This is a genomic window from Thomasclavelia cocleata (assembly GCF_900102365.1).
Lineage (GTDB): Bacteria > Bacillota_I > Bacilli_A > Erysipelotrichales > Coprobacillaceae > Thomasclavelia > Thomasclavelia cocleata.
On the sequence record NZ_FOIN01000002.1, the window covers coordinates 115,751 to 133,428 of the forward strand.

The 17,678-nt window shown below is 26.5% G+C and carries 16 protein-coding genes and 1 pseudogene; 1 reads left to right on the forward strand and 16 read right to left on the reverse strand.

What is annotated here, in order from left to right; genetic code table 11:
- Positions 1-9: 9 nt before the first annotated feature.
- From nadC to BMW96_RS01820, 8 genes are all read right to left on the reverse strand, one after another.
- On the reverse strand, positions 10-864 hold the full coding sequence (gene nadC, locus BMW96_RS01785) for a carboxylating nicotinate-nucleotide diphosphorylase (RefSeq protein WP_092351905.1): 855 nt from the start codon (positions 862-864) through the stop codon (positions 10-12).
- On the reverse strand, positions 842-2,143 hold the full coding sequence (locus BMW96_RS01790) for an L-aspartate oxidase (protein ID WP_092351907.1): 1,302 nt from the start codon (positions 2,141-2,143) through the stop codon (positions 842-844). Before BMW96_RS01790 ends, nadC begins: the two co-directional genes overlap by 23 nt.
- Positions 2,144-2,157: 14 nt before the next feature.
- Positions 2,158-3,069 carry a quinolinate synthase NadA gene (gene nadA, locus BMW96_RS01795; RefSeq protein ID WP_092351909.1) on the reverse strand — a complete coding sequence of 304 codons (912 nt, stop codon included), beginning with the start codon at positions 3,067-3,069 and terminating at the stop codon, positions 2,158-2,160.
- 195 nt (positions 3,070-3,264) lie between these two features.
- Positions 3,265-5,022, reverse strand: a complete 1,758-nt coding sequence (gene dnaK, locus BMW96_RS01800) for a molecular chaperone DnaK (protein ID WP_092351911.1) — start codon at positions 5,020-5,022, stop codon at positions 3,265-3,267.
- A 15-nt stretch (positions 5,023-5,037) separates the two neighbouring features.
- Complete coding sequence (locus BMW96_RS01805) at positions 5,038-5,658, reverse strand: J domain-containing protein (RefSeq protein ID WP_092351913.1); 621 nt, start codon at positions 5,656-5,658, stop codon at positions 5,038-5,040.
- Positions 5,658-6,491, reverse strand: coding sequence for a DUF5685 family protein (locus tag BMW96_RS01810; RefSeq protein WP_092351915.1), 834 nt, complete (start codon positions 6,489-6,491; stop codon positions 5,658-5,660). The genes BMW96_RS01805 and BMW96_RS01810 overlap by 1 nt, the downstream gene beginning before the upstream one ends.
- A 666-nt stretch (positions 6,492-7,157) precedes the next feature.
- A complete protein-coding gene (locus tag BMW96_RS01815; RefSeq protein WP_092351917.1) occupies positions 7,158-8,228 on the reverse strand; it encodes a hypothetical protein in 1,071 nt (356 codons plus the stop codon).
- A 36-nt stretch (positions 8,229-8,264) separates the two neighbouring features.
- Complete coding sequence (locus BMW96_RS01820; protein ID WP_092351919.1) at positions 8,265-8,915, reverse strand: hypothetical protein; 651 nt, start codon at positions 8,913-8,915, stop codon at positions 8,265-8,267.
- 632 nt (positions 8,916-9,547) lie between these two features.
- Between BMW96_RS01820 and BMW96_RS14755 the strand changes: the two are divergent.
- Positions 9,548-9,892 (forward strand): annotated as a pseudogene (locus tag BMW96_RS14755) (IS1634 family transposase); the annotation flags it as partial.
- Positions 9,893-10,331: 439 nt separating this feature from the next.
- Here the strand turns inward: BMW96_RS14755 and BMW96_RS01825 are convergent.
- From BMW96_RS01825 to BMW96_RS01860, 8 genes are all read right to left on the reverse strand, one after another.
- Complete coding sequence (locus tag BMW96_RS01825; protein ID WP_092351921.1) at positions 10,332-10,715, reverse strand: hypothetical protein; 384 nt, start codon at positions 10,713-10,715, stop codon at positions 10,332-10,334.
- Between the two features lie 479 nt (positions 10,716-11,194).
- Positions 11,195-11,632 carry a hypothetical protein gene (locus tag BMW96_RS01830; RefSeq protein ID WP_092351923.1) on the reverse strand — a complete coding sequence of 146 codons (438 nt, stop codon included), beginning with the start codon at positions 11,630-11,632 and terminating at the stop codon, positions 11,195-11,197.
- A 44-nt stretch (positions 11,633-11,676) separates the two neighbouring features.
- Positions 11,677-12,306, reverse strand: a complete 630-nt coding sequence (locus tag BMW96_RS01835) for a putative bacteriocin export ABC transporter (RefSeq protein WP_092351925.1) — start codon at positions 12,304-12,306, stop codon at positions 11,677-11,679.
- 3 nt (positions 12,307-12,309) lie between these two features.
- A complete protein-coding gene (locus BMW96_RS01840; protein ID WP_092351927.1) occupies positions 12,310-14,490 on the reverse strand; it encodes a hypothetical protein in 2,181 nt (726 codons plus the stop codon).
- Positions 14,491-14,498: 8 nt separating this feature from the next.
- Positions 14,499-14,744: a hypothetical protein gene (locus tag BMW96_RS01845; RefSeq protein WP_092351929.1), complete on the reverse strand. Its 246-nt coding sequence runs from the start codon at positions 14,742-14,744 to the stop codon at positions 14,499-14,501.
- A gap of 301 nt (positions 14,745-15,045) precedes the next feature.
- Positions 15,046-15,714 carry a LytR/AlgR family response regulator transcription factor gene (locus tag BMW96_RS01850; RefSeq protein ID WP_092351931.1) on the reverse strand — a complete coding sequence of 223 codons (669 nt, stop codon included), beginning with the start codon at positions 15,712-15,714 and terminating at the stop codon, positions 15,046-15,048.
- 90 nt (positions 15,715-15,804) lie between these two features.
- Entirely contained in the window at positions 15,805-17,154 is a 1,350-nt protein-coding gene (locus BMW96_RS01855) for an MATE family efflux transporter (protein WP_092351933.1), read from the reverse strand.
- Between the two features lie 20 nt (positions 17,155-17,174).
- Positions 17,175-17,648 carry an LURP-one-related/scramblase family protein gene (locus BMW96_RS01860; RefSeq protein ID WP_092351935.1) on the reverse strand — a complete coding sequence of 158 codons (474 nt, stop codon included), beginning with the start codon at positions 17,646-17,648 and terminating at the stop codon, positions 17,175-17,177.
- Between the last annotated feature and the right edge of the window lie 30 nt (positions 17,649-17,678).

Consider the following 17,678-nt stretch of genomic DNA (forward strand, 5'->3'; position numbering starts at 1 on the left):
TTCCAGTATCTAATATGGTTTTAAATTTTTCATTGAAAAATCAAGAATTGGTGCAGCATAAGTAATTGCTCCAGAAGAAATAAAATCTACTCCTATTTCAGCTATCTCTAATAATCTTTCTTTAGTAACATTACCAGAACATTCACTTTGTGCTTTATTTCCAATTAAAGCAACCGCCTCTTTCATCATCTGATTATTCATATTATCTAACATAATAATGTCTGCTTTTGCTTCTAATGCTTCTTTAACTTGTTCTAAATTTTCTACTTCTACTTCAATTTTACGTACAAATGGTGCATAATCACGAGCCATTTCTATTGCTTTTGTAATACTTCCCGCAGCTCCAATATGATTATCTTTAATCAAAATACCATCTGATAAATTATAACGGTGATTTGTTCCACCACCAACTTTAACCGCATATTTTTCAAAAATCCGATTATTTGGTGTTGTTTTACGAGTATCAAGTAACTTTGTTTTAAACCCTTTTAAAACTTCCACTGATTCATGGGTATATGTTGCAATACCACTCATTCTTTGTAAATAATTTAAAGCTACTCTCTCTCCTGACAATAATACTCTAATATCACCAATTACTTCTCCAATATAGTCTCCAGCTTTTATTTTATCACCATCATGATATTTAGTAATAAACTTACTGTTACTATCTAATAATTTAAAAGTTCTTTTAAAAACCTCTAGTCCACATATAATTCCATCTTGTTTACAAATTAAATCAACATGCCCTAATTTAGCATGAGGCATAACAGCATTAGTAGTAACATCATCACTTGTAATATCTTCTTTTAAAGCATTTAAAATATAATCATCAATATTAATCTTAAGATTTACACCATTTATCATAAAACTCACCGTCTTTTCTTTTAATTTCATCCATAATTATTTTTTTATTTTCAAGTTCCAGTTTATCTTTATCATATCCACTAACATCAATATATTTTGGATCAAAATCAATATTATTAATAGTTTCCTTTATAACTCCAGCTGCACGTTTTGCAAATACTAAACTTTCTAACAAAGAATTACTTGCTAAACGATTAGCACCATGAACCCCATTACAAGCAGTCTCTCCGACAGCATAAAGATTTTCCATTGATGTTCTACCATATGTATCACTTTTAATTCCACCCATTAAATAATGTTGTGCAGGAACAACTGGTACTGGCTCTTTATACATATCATATCCTTCTTCTAAACATTGTTTATAAATATGAGGAAATCTAGTTTGAATTTGTTTATGATCCATATGCATAACCGATAAATAAACATGGGCTGAATTATATTTATCCATTTCTTTTTTTATTGCATTACTTACTACATCACGTGGTAACAGTTCATCTACAAAGCGTTCCATATCAGGGTTTAATAAATATGCCCCCTCACCACGAACTGACTCACTAATTAAAAAACTTCTTCCTGGTTTAGTAGTATACAAAGTTGTTGGATGAATTTGTATATAATTAATGTTTTCTAACTCAATATTATTTTTTAATGCAATAGCAAAACTGTCACCTGTAATATGTTTAAAATTTGTAGAATGCTTAAATAACCCTCCTACTCCACCTGTAGCTAAAATGACTACTTTAGCATTCATTTGAACAACATCACCATTATTTTCCATTATAATTCCAGTTACTTTATTGCCATTACAAATAATATCCAGCATCGTTGCTTCTTCTACAAGTGTAACATTATTACACAATTCAATTTGTTTAATTAATTTAGAAGTAATCTCTTTACCTGTAACATCCTGATGATGTAAGATTCTAAATTCTGAATGTGCACCTTCTCGAGTATAAGCTAGATTTCCTTCACTATCACGATCAAATTCAACTCCAAAATCCATTAGATTTTTCATTATTTGTGGAGCTTGTTGAATCATTATTTTAACTGATTCTGGATTATTTTCATTACGCCCAGCTTTCAATGTATCTTGATAAAATGCATCAAAATCATCTGCACTTTTCAATGTACAGATTCCTCCTTGAGCTAAATAGGAATCACTATTTTCTATTTTGCTTTTTGTAATCATTAAGATATTTAAATCATGAGGTAAACAAAGTCCTGCAAATAAACCAGCAGCACCTGTTCCTACAATGATTACATCAAAATTATTATTCATTGTTATTCACCCTCTTATTTTGCTAACTCATGCATTTTTATTAATGGTTTTTTAGCTTTAGTCATAAATTCTTCATCAAGATTAACTTGGTTAGTATTATTCTTTAAACAATCTCTTATCTTCTCTAATGTATTTTTTTTCATATTTGAACAAATTAATTTATCTGTTGCTAAATAGAACTTTTTATTTGGATTACATTTTTCCATTTCATGAATTACCCCTGCTTCTGTAACAACGATAAATTCTTCATGTTCTTGATCATTTGTCGCATAATCAATAATACCAGACGTACTGCCTGCATAGTCAGCTAATGCTACACATTCAGGTTTACATTCTGGATGAATTAACACTGGGGCATTAGGATGCAATGCTTTTGCTTGTTTAATATCTTTAGATGTGACTAAATAATGTATTGGACAATATCCATCACAGAAAATAAAGTTTTTTTCTGGTACAAGTGCAGCAATATGTTTACCTAAATTTTGATCAGGTATAAATAAAATGTTCTTATTTGGTAAAGCTTCAACTATCTTTTTAGCATTTGATGATGTTACACATACATCTGCCATAGTTTTAATTTGAGCAGTCGAATTTATATAACATACCACACATAAATCTTCATACTCTTGACGCATTTGAGCAATAAAACGCTCATCAACCATATGTGCCATCGGACAATCAGCATTACAATCTGGCATTAATACTGTTTTATTAGGATTTAAAAGCTTAGCACTTTCTCCCATAAACTCTACTCCTGCAAAAACAATAACATCTTGTGGACAACTTACCGCAATTTTAGATAAATAATAAGAGTCCCCTAAATAATCAGCAATATCTTGAATCGCTCCATCAACATAATAATGTGCTAAAATAACAGCATTTCTTTCTTCTTTTAATTTTTGAATTTCCTCAATAATTTCATTCATTTAACTATCCCCATTTACTTAATTTCAAAATTCTTGTACATTAGATAAAATATCCCATAAATCACAACTAATGTCAAGTGAAATAGTTAACAAGACATTAGTTACTAAATCAAAATATTCCCTTTTATTATACTTATTTCCCTTTACAATTAAAAGACCTTAAAATAATAAATCCCTGGTTAACCCAGGGTTCTATTACATAGATAATAATGATGATGATATTGACTCTAAATTAATTTTTGCACTTTTAATTTCATCAAATTTTTCTTGATTACAAGTTTCATAATCAATTTTTTTTGTAAGCTTTTTAAAAGATGTTAATTCATTTTTGATATTTGATTTTAATACTTTATCAATTTGTTTACCATTTTTTGATAAAGCTGCTTCAATTGAAATAACTAAATTTTCTACTTCGTTTTTAAAGATCAAACGTTCTTTAATAATTGCATCTTGTTGTTCAAACTGTTTAGCTTCATTAACCGCTCTTTCAATATCAATGTCTGACATATTTGATGTATTTTCAATAGTGATACTTTGCATATTCCCACTAGCTAGATCTTTAGCTGATACATTGACAATTCCATTTGCATCAATATCAAATGTTACCTCTATTTGCGGTACACCACGCATTGCTCGTTTAATCTTTTTTAATTTAAATTTACCTAGACTCTTATTATCTTTAGCAAGTGGCCTTTCACCTTGTAAAACATTAATTTCAACTTGAGTTTGAAAATTTGCAGAGGTTGTAAATATCTGCGAATGACTTGTTGGAATAGTAGTATTACGTTCAATCAAAGGGGTTGCTACACCACCTACTGTTTCAATTGATAAAGTTAAAGGTGTCACATCTAATAACAATACATCAAAGTTTCCAGTTGTACTAACATCACCAGATAACTTTCCTCCCTGAATACTGGCACCTAAAGCAACACACTCATCAGGATTTAAAGATTTACTAGGTTCCTTACCTGTAATCTCTTTAATTTTCTCTTGAACAGCAGGAATTCTTGAAGAACCTCCAACTAAGATTATCTTATTTAGTTCTTCAGGAGTTAATCTAGCATCATTTAAAGCATTTTGCATAGGAATCACAATTCGATCAACTAAACTTCTTGTTAAATCATTAAATTTAGCTCTTGTTAGTTCTATTTCTAAATTTTTTGGTCCCATATTTGTATTAGTAATAAAAGGTAAATTAATAATTGTAGTAACCATAGTTGAAAGTTCAATTTTAGCTTTTTCTCCAGCTTCATTAATTCTTTGTATAGCAATTTGATCATGAGTTAAATCAATTCCCTCAATTCTTTTAAATTCTTCAACTATATACTTTGCAACACAATCATTAAAATCATCACCACCAAGATGATTATCACCAGAGGTAGAAAGAACTTCAATAACACCATTTCCAATTTCAATTATAGAAACATCAAAAGTTCCACCACCTAAATCAAACACCATCACTTTTTGACCATAACTATTTTCTAACCCATATGCAAGAGCAGCAGCTGTAGGCTCGTTAATAATTCTTTTAACTTCCAATCCTGCAATTCTACCAGCATCCTTTGTTGCTTGACGTTGAGCATCATTAAAATAAGCAGGAACTGTAATTACTGCTTCAGTTACCTTTTCTTGTAAATATGTTTCAGCATCTATTTTTAATTTTTGTAATACCATTGCTGATATTTCCTGAGGACTATAAACTTTACCATTAATTGTTTTTCGATAACCAGTTCCCATCTCTCGTTTAATTGACGATATGGTATTACCAGGATTTGTTACAGCTTGACGTTTAGCATTTTCACCTACTAACCGTTTTCCATCTTGATTAAAAGCTACTACACTTGGCGTTGTTTTATTCCCTTCTCCATTAGGGATGATCATTGCCTTACCATTTTCCATATAAGCCATACAACTATTAGTCGTTCCTAAATCAATTCCAATTACTTTACCCATTTATATTTTCTCCTTTTAACAAACCCTACAGCCACAACAATTTAATAAACAACTACACAACATTATATTATAACAAAATGACATGTCATTAAATGGCGACCCATATGTTTCCTGCCCCGTTTGATACTGTCTTTGTCCACCTTTTAACTGTTGTAATAATAATAAATATTGCAAGTTACCAGGCTCCATTTGAGCCGCAGTTTGAGCATATTCTACTGCAGTTATATTATTACCAATTCCATTTTCAGCAATTGCACTATAATAAAACCACATTCCATTATGCGTTCTAATTTGATTTAAAATATTAAGTGCTTCCTGATATCGCCTAGCATTAATAAAACCTGCGGCTTCATTAAAAGCTGCCTGATCATTACCAGTATATTGATAACTATATTGTCCACTTTGACTTGTATTTGTACCACTACCATAATTACGGTTAGTAAAACCACGTTTACGATCATCCATTATTGTCTTATAGGCAGTTTGAACCTCTTTGAATTTTTCTGTATATGCTGCTTGATTTGGATTGTTTATATTAGCATCAGGATGATATTTTTTACTCAATGTCCGATATGCTTTTTTTACCTCGTCATCACTTGCACTTGGATCTATTCCTAATATTTGATATGGGTTCATTATTTCCTACCTTCCATTCGTTTTTTCTTAATTAATTCATATTTTGTCCATACACCACTATATAATATATTTCTAATGATTTCAGCATTTTCAATTATTGGCAATCTTTCAAAAGCCATAGTTGCCTCAGATATCATTAACTCTAAAATATCTTTACATCGTTCATCAAACTGCTTTGTTTGATACATCTTTTTTAAAGGATTATAATTCCCTTTCTTTAAATCATCCTCTATATCTTCATAAGCATCAATAAAATAGATAAACCTTCCTAAATAAAAACCAAGCTCATACAATTCATCATACCATTCATCATCTTTATATGCACAAATAAGTCCCATGACTTCTCCAAAGTACTTTGAGACTTCATCTAAATTATCTAATCCCTGCTTTTCATAATCATTTATTTTATGTAAACATAATTCTATTCTGTTTACTTTATCAGGATATTCTTTTTTAACCTTATTATAAGCTTTTTTTATTATTTTCTTATATGTTTGGCGACTAACTTTTCTTTCATCCAGCCAATCATCTTCACATTTAAAGTATGTTAAAACTATTGTCATTTTAGCTGCATAATCAACACATTGATTATAACGTTCCTGGTGTTTTTTTAGGGGATGCATAATACATCTTTCATACTTTAATTCTGTTTCAGGCTCATATAACCCTGTCAGTAAAAGAGCTAAGAAATTCATATCAAAATTTAGTGAGACTTGTGCTCTTAATCCAAATCTATTTTTCAATGTTTTACACAAACCACAATAATAAGAATGATATAAATCAAACTCTTTAAACTTCATTTCTGGTTTATTTACAACTACATATCCAAACATAATCAGCTTCTCTTTTCAAATTTATTTTTACAACTAGAACATGTTATAATACTTTATCACGTCCGCTTAATCCCCTTATATACCCTACATAAACTTTCTAATATTAAATTTCTATGACATAGTATATTTTTTTATTATTAACTATTCATGAACTTAGCTATTATAGCACAATAATTTTAGATTGTATAATCAACATAAATATAAAAATTTGACTAACTCCTTCAAATTAGTCAAACTTTTCAACTATAGCGATTTAAAAAATTACTTAAATCCATTTTGAATGCTATCTCCAATAGCACTTCCAACAAGACTTATTCTATATCCAAGAAGATATATAAGCGCTACTATTAAAGAAAAAAATAGTTATTAAAAATGCAAAATATATCTTAAATGAATATATCATTCTAAAAATAATTGAACATATAAAAACAATAGTTGGTATTTCAATTAATAATAAATACATAGCTAAACCTGTACCTACTATAAATGATAACGGTATATAAATCAATCAATATAATTATTAAGATTATGATAAATAATATTATATTTTTTCATATAGCTATTTTTTATATACTATAAAAGTTAACATGATTAGAAATCAAATCTATTTACAACTTTAATTCTCAAAAACCAGCATAACAAGGTATACTGGCTTTTATTCTAAACCTAATTAACTTTTTTATTTACAAAAATTCCTGAACAATACATACCATCTTCCACTTTATGTTTTATACTCTCTGTTAACAAAAAGTTATCCTTAATGTTATATATGCAAAGCTCATTATCGTTAGTTAATACAATTAATAGACTATCAATTACATCTATTGACATAATCGGTTTTTTAATATCTATTATCTTTTTACTATTATCTTTTAAATCAAGTAATGTGAGTTTCGTTCCTTCTAATAAAACCTCACTAGTATGAGCTATTATAATATTATCTTCAATTGCTCCACTAGCATCAACTATGTCACTTGGATATTCTTCATCTAACTCAATTTTTACTATCTCAAAGGTATTCAAATCAAGCATACTTATACTACTTTCTGGAGTTGTATTTTTTGTATATGCATTTGAAAAAATAAGTTTATCATTTTTGATAAGATATTTAGAATGGCTACATCCATACTCTGTTAAATTTATACTATTGACTTTTTCGAGTTTTTCATTATATACATCTATTCTTGATTCAATTGGTAAATCAGGTTTGGCACTTTGAATAAAAGCAAATACTAAATTATTATGAAGTGCTATTAATCCTAAATATTCATCTACTAATGCAATTTCTCTTTCTGTTTTTTTGTTTTTATCATATTGAGATAGGTATGAAGTAAAGTTTATATTACTACCAGCATAAACATATTTTTTATTTGCCGCAGTACATTGAATATTACTTTTATCAATTGAATATTCAGTTGCTTTTCCCGTCTTTTTTTCAATACTAACTATTTTTCTAGTATCATGTCTTTTCATCAACCCTTTAGGAACTATATAGACTTGATCTTCACTATACTCAGGTTTTAAAAAATGTGTTCCAAATTCAGCATATTTATATTTAAAAGAATCCATTTTTTTTAATTCCCAATCATAATATGTTATTTTGCTTTTTTCTTTATTTGAAGCAGTCTCTATTACAGCAACAGTAAACTCATCTAAATTCACCTTTGCCTTATTGAAAATACATCCTGAAAATATCCCACCTAAAATCAAAAATAATATCAATAAATATTTTTTCATTTTTATCACCTCCAATATATAAGCACTTCTAAGTTTTTATTTTTTCCGATAAACTAAAGAAGTTTTTGGCCCATTTACAAGTTCCATTGGATGAATTGCTTTAGCACCAGCTACGTCAAAATCACCAGTATTCAAATCTATTCCATACAGATCCAAATATGCAGATCGTATCAAATGGGAACAATAAAACTTATCTCTATAGTCCATTCTATAAAAATTAGGATTATATGGCAATCCTCTGCGGTTATAACACCAATTAGCTGCATCTATATCTTGTGCATTTGTAACCGATGTTACTGTTACACCATATGCCTGATCCTTACTTTTATCCCAATTATTATTCCCTATCTCTACACCAGTCGCATTAGCTTCAACCACTTGAGATGGTATATATATAATACCAGCGTGTCCAATATTTACACCTTTGTATGGATCAGGAGTAACGAGAATAACTCCTTTTCTAGTTGGATAACTACCATACGATGCTCTTGTATTTATCCCTTTATCCATCTCAATAAGCATATCATTTGCAATTTCTACTAATTCTTTTACTTTTTCTTTGTTAAAAACTTCACTTGCTGATGGAGGATCATCTTGATTAGTTGCATTTACTGTTATTATTCCAGATATCACTATCGACATAGAAACAATTGTTATAGAAATTAATTTTTTTATTTTTAGTTTCATAAATAATCACCTTCCTTTTGAATTAATAATTTACTAAAAATAATATTCTCAATACTATACTTTTTATCACTCTCCTTTTTCCATTTTCATCTATTTAAGTACTAACCTATATATTTTCATTGTAAATAAAGGTAAAATAGTGTGTTCATATTTTATTTTAACTTTAATAAATTAACCTTCTTTTAAGTTTAAATATCTATTTCACTATAAATATAACATAAAAAATATAAACTTATTTATTTTTGTATTGAATGGTTAAAATATATGATTGAACGGTTATGTTATTGTTAAAATTAATTTTTTATATATACTTATATTCCTAAATATTATAGATTTTTTCATGTTATGCTTTTTAAAATATTTAATAACAAATATAAATTAAATTACAATATAAATACAATCTTATCTGAACTCATCTATATAAGAATATTCCCCCCAGCAGCAAGCGTCCATCTTATGATCTCACTTCTACCTTGTTAGAAAAAACTGCATATGAACTACGTGATGTTTATGAAGCTTTATCTGTTTTAACTAATAAATCAGATTGTATTTAGGCTGTATTATATAAAAACAGTCATTTTATCAAAAAAAGAAATACCTTTATACTTTATTATGACTGCACCAACTATTATTTTGAGATAGAAAAGTGTTTTAGAATAATAAAAACTGACTTTAAAGCCAGACTAGTATATTTACAAAATGAAGACAGTATCAGGGGACACTTTTTGTTATGTTTTATTTCACTTATCATCTATAGATTACTGGCAGAGAAACCAAAAGAAAAATATATAGTAAATGAAATTGTGAAAACATTAAGAGAAATGGAAGTAGTAGATATACAATATAATGGATATATACCAGCATATAAAAGAACATAACTAACAGATGAACTACCTCAAATATTTGGATTTAGGACAGATTATGAGATCATAGGAAAGAAGATGAGAAATATAATAAAAAATACGAAGAACATATAAAATACGCATATTCTAAGCAAAAAGAAAAAGTATGAAAAATATTGAATATATCAATGTTTTCTATACTTTTTTATACTGTTGAACTGTCAAAGATAGAATTATAGCATAATAATTTTAGATTGTATAATCAACTAAAAATATGCATTTTTGTTACATAAAAAATTACTGACAACACTAGTTTGAAAATGACTTACATATATTTAACTACATACTAAACATATACACAACAAATAATATTAAAAATCTTAACCCCTTTAAAAAGTTCACAAAAATTAAAACATTATTTCCTACAGATAAAGGTTTATTTAAATCACTGTATTTAAAACTATCACTAAATACAACACTTAAAAATCATAACATGCTTAAAAAAGGTAAAATAAACTTATATAAAAGTATTTTACCTGTATTAATAAACAAATCAAAATAGTCTATATTATGATTATTTTTCAATTATATCATTTGGTGAAATTATTTTATATTTTTGATAAATAGTATCACTACTATGTATTTCTACTGCAATAAAATCTTCATTTTCTAATTTATAGATTTTTGTTCCAACTTCTAATTTACTTGCTTCACAATTAACAAACTCATACTTTCCATTAGTTTTAGGAGTTGTCAATTTTACTTGGCCCAATTCAGTACCTAATTCATCCAAAGAAACCGCATCAGATGTTCTTTCATAGTATAGATCATTAACTTTTACAATATTCTTAAATTTTAAATTATTTACTGAACTACGCCCTAAAAAAATAAAAACAACAATTAACAATATAGCTAGTGCCCCTATAATTACCTTTTTATTTATAGTTTTAAATTCCATGAGCTCCCTCCTTTATTCAATAACATACTTTAATATATACAGACAGTAAATTTTGACCATGTAAATAATTAAAAAAATATTTCCCAACTTCTATCTTACTTTAACTAAACCTAGGCTATTTAATTATCTAACTTAATCAACTTTTTTATGATCAAATAATTCATACATGTAATAATAATTATAGCCAGCACAAGAACAATTGAAACCATCATATCCATAGCTCTAAAATAATAAACCGCTAAACATCCACCTACAATAAAATTAATTCCAACAAGACTGCTTAAAATCCTAAAATTTTTAAAATATTATTTTTACTTTTTATCATAAAAAAGAGCTATCCAATAATATTATCGCCATATATTATTAAATAGTCCCTTTCATTCAAAGCCACAAGTTATTTTGCAAACCCAAAATTATGTTCAATTTCTATCTGTTTTAACATAACAATTTAAAATTAATCAGACTTATTTTAATTACTGTTAGTTTTCCTTATCTCGATAATCATAACCTTTATAAATATCAATAACTCTACCATTGATTCGGATATGTTGATTATCTATCCATTCAACATCACACGTTTCCCAATAGTCGTCACCATCTAAACCATTTGATACTTCACTGCTAGCTACTTTTTCCCAATAAATAGTTTTTAAAACGTGATAAACACGATCTTTTGAAACTACCAATTCTCCCTTTATATATGATTCATTACTACTTTTATCTTCTTTACATATATCTACTATCACAGTATGCTTATTATCTGGAGAATCAAGACCATAACGAACACCATATTCAATGTGACATAAACTTGTATCAATTTCATTTACAGGCTTATTGCTATAGATTTTATAACTGACAATCAGTAATATAAGCAATAATCCTATCGCTACCTTTTTATTTATAAGTTTAACTTTCATAAACTTCCTCTCCTATTTAATTAACTTCTTCTTTTTATAAAAGCCTATATTTCAATAACTGTATTACAATTTTGAGCTACAACATTATCATGTGTAACTATGATAATTGTTTTACCTTTCTTTTGCATTTCTAATAATATTTTAATTATATCATTTCGATTTGACTCATCAAGATTTCCAGTAGGTTCGTCAGCTAAAATCAATTTAGAAGGTTTCAATAAAGTTCTTGCTAAAGATACCCGTTGTTGCTCTCCACCACTTAAAGAATATATTTTCTCATTAATATCTTTTTCAATTCCAACTTTTTTTAAAGTCTTTTTGATTAAATCTTTTTTTTCTGTTTTATTCATCTTAACATATTCTAAAGCAAGCATTAAATTATCTTTAATTGACTCATCGTCAATTAAAGCATAATTTTGAAATAAATAGCTTATATTCTCACGAATAAACTGTTCTCTTTTCTTTCTATTAAGATTGCTAACATCTACACCATTAATAATAATATTTCCTTTATAATCATTATCTAATAAACCAATTATATTTAATAATGTTGTTTTACCACTTCCACTCATTCCCTTAATTGCAACCATTTCGTTTTCATTAATTTCACAATTAAAATTTTTAAATATTTGATTATCATTATACTTTTTACACAAGTTATTTATTTTTATCATCAACTATTCCCCTTTCAATAAACATATAATATTATCTAAATTAATCTTATTGCAAGAAATGATAAAAACTATGTTTTCAAATATAATTAACAGAATCAAAGAAAGTAATAAACTTAAATTAAAGCCCCAACCAATTAAAATCATTATAATATTCAATAAAATAATTGGTACTAAGATAGAACAAATATTAAAATAATAAATACCTCGATATACCTTTACTCTACTAAATCCCATAAATATTTTTGTACAAATCTTAGATTTTTCTTTTTCAATCATTAAATAGTTTGTCTCAAAGGTTAAAACGATATAGATAATAATAACGAATATCAACATAATACTTTCAGCATAAATAATATTTTGATAATTATTAATATCTTCACCAATTAATTCTCCCATTGTTACAAATGTTTGTAATGTAAAAATTTTATCTATATTATTTTCAATTAATAAAGGTAAAAGCTGATTATATGTATTATTTTTATCTATCTCAGTATCTATTTTCAAGCTTGTTGTTTTACTTGTACCTCCAACATTCAATCCAATCATATAATCTAAATAATTGATTGGAAAATTACTATAAGTAACTCTTAAAATAGGAATATCTATTAATATATTACTTTTGACCTCATTACTACCATCTTCATTTGATGAATATTTTAATAACTCTGTATCTTTATACATATAAAAATCATAATTACTATTTATATTATTTATCCCGTATCTTTCTAAGCTCGTTTTATAATACCTAATAAACTTTTCATAATAATCTTTGTACTTTTCTGGAAACACAAAGATTTCAAAATTATTGGCCTTAATTTCAACTTCTTTACCTTTTTGATCATATATTTTAATATTATTCTTTTTCAGATAATTCAGATCAACTGTTGCAAACGGTATATAAGAACCTTTCTTTATAGCTCTATTAGTTCGTTTCAAATCTTCTTTATCCAATAAACGATACTGTGAAAATTCAGCATAGATATAATTTAAATCAGTATCCTCTAATAATTTGTATAGCCTATTTAAATTACTTCTATCAATTTCATTATATTGCTCATTATGTTCATTTATTTGAGCAAAAAAAGCATAATTTATAATTTCTTTCATATTATGTAATTCTTCTAACTTATTAAAATATGAAGAACTAGTAGTTAGAGTAATCATTAAGATAATAATAAATAATGAATTTATTATTATTTTAAAAGCTCCACATAATTTTATTAATTTAGAAATAATAAGCTTATTTTTTAATAATTCAATCATACTCTTTTTATAACAGATAATATATATACTCAAATATGATAGACCTAAAAAAATTAATATTATAAGAACATAAATAATAATAAACGAAAATATATTTGCCTTATAAGGAATAATAATAAAATCAATTATTATTAATAACATTGATAAAGATATATATAAAATAATATCTTTTTTTACTACCTTTTTTAATATCATAAAATTACTAAATCCTAATAATTTCATAATAACTAGTTTTTTTGAAATATTATAAATACTAAAAACCTTGATAATCAAATAAAACAATCCAGCAATTATTAATATTAATAATGATATTAATATTTCATTACTACTTTGTATATTCTGCTCTTGTATATTAACTTTCAAGTCATTCCCAAATATTTCTTTAATTTGATTAATATACTCAGTATACTCTTGTTCATTTTCATAAAATATCTGATAGTCAGAAAATAGATATCCCTGGTTATCAATCAATTTTTTAAACGAAAAGATAGCAAAGTTATCATTATGTAAAATATCATCAAGTTTATATTTTAATAACTTATCATTACTTTCCTTAGTCGCAGCATAAATGTTACTTGAATCTTCAGTTTTATTTGAAAGAACTTCATATTTTAAGTTCATTAATTTTAATGCATCTTGTACATCTATGGAAACATATATTAAATTAGTTAGCTTTTGATCTTGGTACCTTGTTTCTATCTTTGTTAAAAGGATATTATATTTTTGTGATAAAGTTATTAGCTTATAAAAATCATCATTATCATATTTTTGATTATAATCAATAGTTAATGTAGCACGATTATAATTATTAAGATTTATAAATTTATTTTTCTCCTTTAAATCTAAGTTTATTACTAATAGTATAGAAACAAGTAGAAAAATAAAAATTATATATACTTTTCTTAGATATTGTAATTTCATATATATTATCAACTATAATTATATTTATAATCGTATTTACTATTATCTATTGACCCAAATAATCCATAATTTTTCTTATAAGCTCTTAATGATACTGAACTTATCCAATTCCCTTTCAATACAATGTATCCTATTTTATGAAATTCTTTCAAATTTTCAAAAGTACATGTTATACCACAAGCATAAACACTTGTCATAGTTACACATAATAATAAAGATAAAATACTAATCTTAAAGAAATTTATCTTTTTCATAATAACTTCCCTTCCTTTCTTCTAATAGAATTAAAACAGATTACTTAATAAGAATAAATATTATAATCTTTATCTTTTATACTTTGTTATTTAATAAATCTTGATATTATAAATATTTTTCCTTCCAGCTTATCTAATCGATTAATTAAATTTTTAACTTCTATAGTTTTACTATAGCATAAAAAAAGGAAGAATTGTTTCTTCCTTGTTCCAACGGTTGTAAATATGATTAAACGGTAATAAAATCATTTTCTATTTAATATTTTTAATGAGAAATTTAATAATATAACCAAACTATTAATCACTCAAAAGTTTTCAAAAAAGCCTTTAAAACTACCTTTCTTTGTCTTCGACTAATACGAAATAACCTTTTTATTCCCTTTAAATAAACACCACTATCCGATATACTAAATACTTTATTTTTATTAATAGCGGTTCTTCGACTAATCGGTATAAAATCATCCCCTAAAATTTCTAATACATCTTTAAAAGATTTATTTTTTACTGTTATTTGTTTATTATTAGCTATTATAACAGTATTCATACCACCTATATATGTACAATATATTATATCATTTACTTTTACCTTAACTTTTTCTCTATTTACCTTAAACTCAACTACTGCATTCTGTTTTTCTATTCTAATAAGCATCTTTGAAACATTTTCAACTAACTCTGTTTCTAAATTATCTTTTCCAATAAATCCATAAATATTAGGGCCAAATGCTTCTTTGCATCTACTATCATAACAACTTACAAAAAGTATTTTTTTATCCTCATTCTTTTTAGCGAACTCAACACCATCACAATCTGGCATATTAATATCCAATAATATAAAATCAAAATCCTTATCCAACTGATTTACTGAACTATATGTATACACATTTATATTATCAAATTTCTGTAATAGAATATTTTTCATCATATTACAAAATACTGGTTCATCATCCACTATTCCTATCTTAATCATTTAATCCCTCTCCCTTATCAATTTTAATGTTATTATAAATATATTAACATTAAAATGAATAATAGTAAAATGATTAAGATATTTGAAAATTTATTCTTTTTTTAAATTTCTACCAATTGTAAACCACATCGTAATATAACATGCCCCACCACCGATAAAATTACTAATAGCTTCAGCTATAAAAACCCCGTTAATGCCTATATAAAATGGTAATATTATAGTTAATGGAGCGACAATAATCACTTTTCTAAATACTGAAAAGAAAATTGCCTGTTTGGCTTTTCCTAATCCAACTGCTACTGCTTGACCTGCCATCTGAAAGGCCATCATGAAAAAACCAAAAAAATAAAGTCTTAAAGCACTAGTACCATTATTTATTATCTCTTGGTTTTGTGAAAAAATTTTGATAAACATTTCTGGAAAAATAGTTATTGATAACCAAAGTATTAACATCATTGATAGAGAAGTCAGTGTTACAAATTTAATCCCCTGTAACACTCGATTATATTCACCAGCACCATAATTATATCCTAATACAGGTTGACAGGCATTTGCCATTCCCTGTCCTGGAAGTGATGCTACTTCACGAATTGAATTGATGATTGTCATAATAGCAATATATAAATCCCCACCATATGTTTGTAACGTTGCATTACAAATAATTGTTACAATTGAATTAGTTATTGCCATCATAAAACCTGCTGTTCCTAAAGAAAATATTTTTGTTACATACTTTTTCTTTAAAAACATATTTTTTATTTGTAGTTTAAGAATTGTTTTTTTACCTGTTAAAAAATATATAGTCCAAAAAGCTGAAATAAATTGAGAAATAACCGTTGCTAGAGCTGCTCCTTTAACCCCTAATCCTAAAGTAAAGATAAATATTGGATCTAAGATAATATTTATTATTGCACCAATCAATACAGTCAACATCCCAATCTTAGCAAAACCTTGGCTATTAATAAAACTGTTCATCCCCAAACCAATTAATACAAACACTGTTCCTAATAAATATATCCCCATATAATCATTAGCATAAGAAATTGTACTTTTACTTGCACCAAACAGCCATAGTAGATCTTCTTTAAATAAAAAAACAATAATAGTTAATATAATACCAAAGATAATTAATAAGATAAATGAATTTCCCATTATCTCTTCTGCTTCTTTATTTTTACCTTGCCCTCTTGCAATTGAACAAAGTGGTGCTCCACCCATACCAAATAAATTTGCAAATGCAATAATAATAGAAATCAATGGTAAACATAGCCCCAACCCTCCCATTGCTAGAGTGGCAACATTGGGTATTCTACCAATATAAACTCTATCAATCACATTATATAAAACGTTAATTAGCTGAGCGATAATCATTGGCCCAGCTAAATTTATAATATGTCGTGGTATACTCCCATAGGCAAAATTATTTTTATCAGTCTCCATTTTGATCACCTTTTTATTATTTATCCATTATTTGAACATTTTTGAGCATCAATAGCTAAAACTATCATTAAAACATATAGTGCATTTTGAGGACTATTAATATTTAAAGAATATGTATCTGTTAAATTAAAAATCTCTTTATTAATATCACCAATAATTACTCCATTATCATCAATTATTTCATAATTCCATTCTAAAAAATCACCTGTAATTTGCCAATTATTACAATCAAGGATAAATGATGGTTTAAAAAGAGTAAATTCCTTTTTTATTTGTCCAATATATTGATCATTTATATACATCTTAAACCTTGGAAGTAATGTTAAAACTTCCTCTTTAATAGTTCCAATATGTAATCCCTGATTATCATAGATACATAGTTTATGCCCCCAACTTAATTCTCCCTTTACAGTATATATGACATTTCCATATTCATCATATATATCATAGCTATCAAACCATGAAAATAACCTTTGTTTAAATAATAATTTCATCCTTCTTCCTCCATATATATTTATCATAAC

Bases quoted from the DNA above. Each gene is read 5' to 3' on its own strand.
- BMW96_RS01790 (WP_092351907.1), bottom strand. From the start codon at position 2,143: ATGAATAATAATTTTGATGTAATCATTGTAGGAACAGGTGCTGCTGGT.
- BMW96_RS01825 (WP_092351921.1), bottom strand. From the start codon at position 10,715: ATGGAATTTAAAACTATAAATAAAAAGGTAATTATAGGGGCACTAGCT.
- BMW96_RS01805 (WP_092351913.1), bottom strand. From the start codon at position 5,658: ATGAACCCATATCAAATATTAGGAATAGATCCAAGTGCAAGTGATGAC.
- BMW96_RS01845 (WP_092351929.1), bottom strand. From the start codon at position 14,744: ATGAAAAAGATAAATTTCTTTAAGATTAGTATTTTATCTTTATTATTA.
- BMW96_RS01860 (WP_092351935.1), bottom strand. From the start codon at position 17,648: ATGAAATTATTATTTAAACAAAGGTTATTTTCATGGTTTGATAGCTAT.
- nadC (WP_092351905.1), bottom strand. From the start codon at position 864: ATGATAAATGGTGTAAATCTTAAGATTAATATTGATGATTATATTTTA.
- BMW96_RS01835 (WP_092351925.1), bottom strand. From the start codon at position 12,306: ATGATAAAAATAAATAACTTGTGTAAAAAGTATAATGATAATCAAATA.
- BMW96_RS01820 (WP_092351919.1), bottom strand. From the start codon at position 8,915: ATGAAACTAAAAATAAAAAAATTAATTTCTATAACAATTGTTTCTATG.
- BMW96_RS01840 (WP_092351927.1), bottom strand. From the start codon at position 14,490: ATGAAATTACAATATCTAAGAAAAGTATATATAATTTTTATTTTTCTA.
- BMW96_RS01855 (WP_092351933.1), bottom strand. From the start codon at position 17,154: ATGGAGACTGATAAAAATAATTTTGCCTATGGGAGTATACCACGACAT.
- BMW96_RS01810 (WP_092351915.1), bottom strand. From the start codon at position 6,491: ATGTTTGGATATGTAGTTGTAAATAAACCAGAAATGAAGTTTAAAGAG.
- BMW96_RS01815 (WP_092351917.1), bottom strand. From the start codon at position 8,228: ATGAAAAAATATTTATTGATATTATTTTTGATTTTAGGTGGGATATTT.
- dnaK (WP_092351911.1), bottom strand. From the start codon at position 5,022: ATGGGTAAAGTAATTGGAATTGATTTAGGAACGACTAATAGTTGTATG.
- BMW96_RS01850 (WP_092351931.1), bottom strand. From the start codon at position 15,714: ATGATTAAGATAGGAATAGTGGATGATGAACCAGTATTTTGTAATATG.
- BMW96_RS01830 (WP_092351923.1), bottom strand. From the start codon at position 11,632: ATGAAAGTTAAACTTATAAATAAAAAGGTAGCGATAGGATTATTGCTT.
- nadA (WP_092351909.1), bottom strand. From the start codon at position 3,069: ATGAATGAAATTATTGAGGAAATTCAAAAATTAAAAGAAGAAAGAAAT.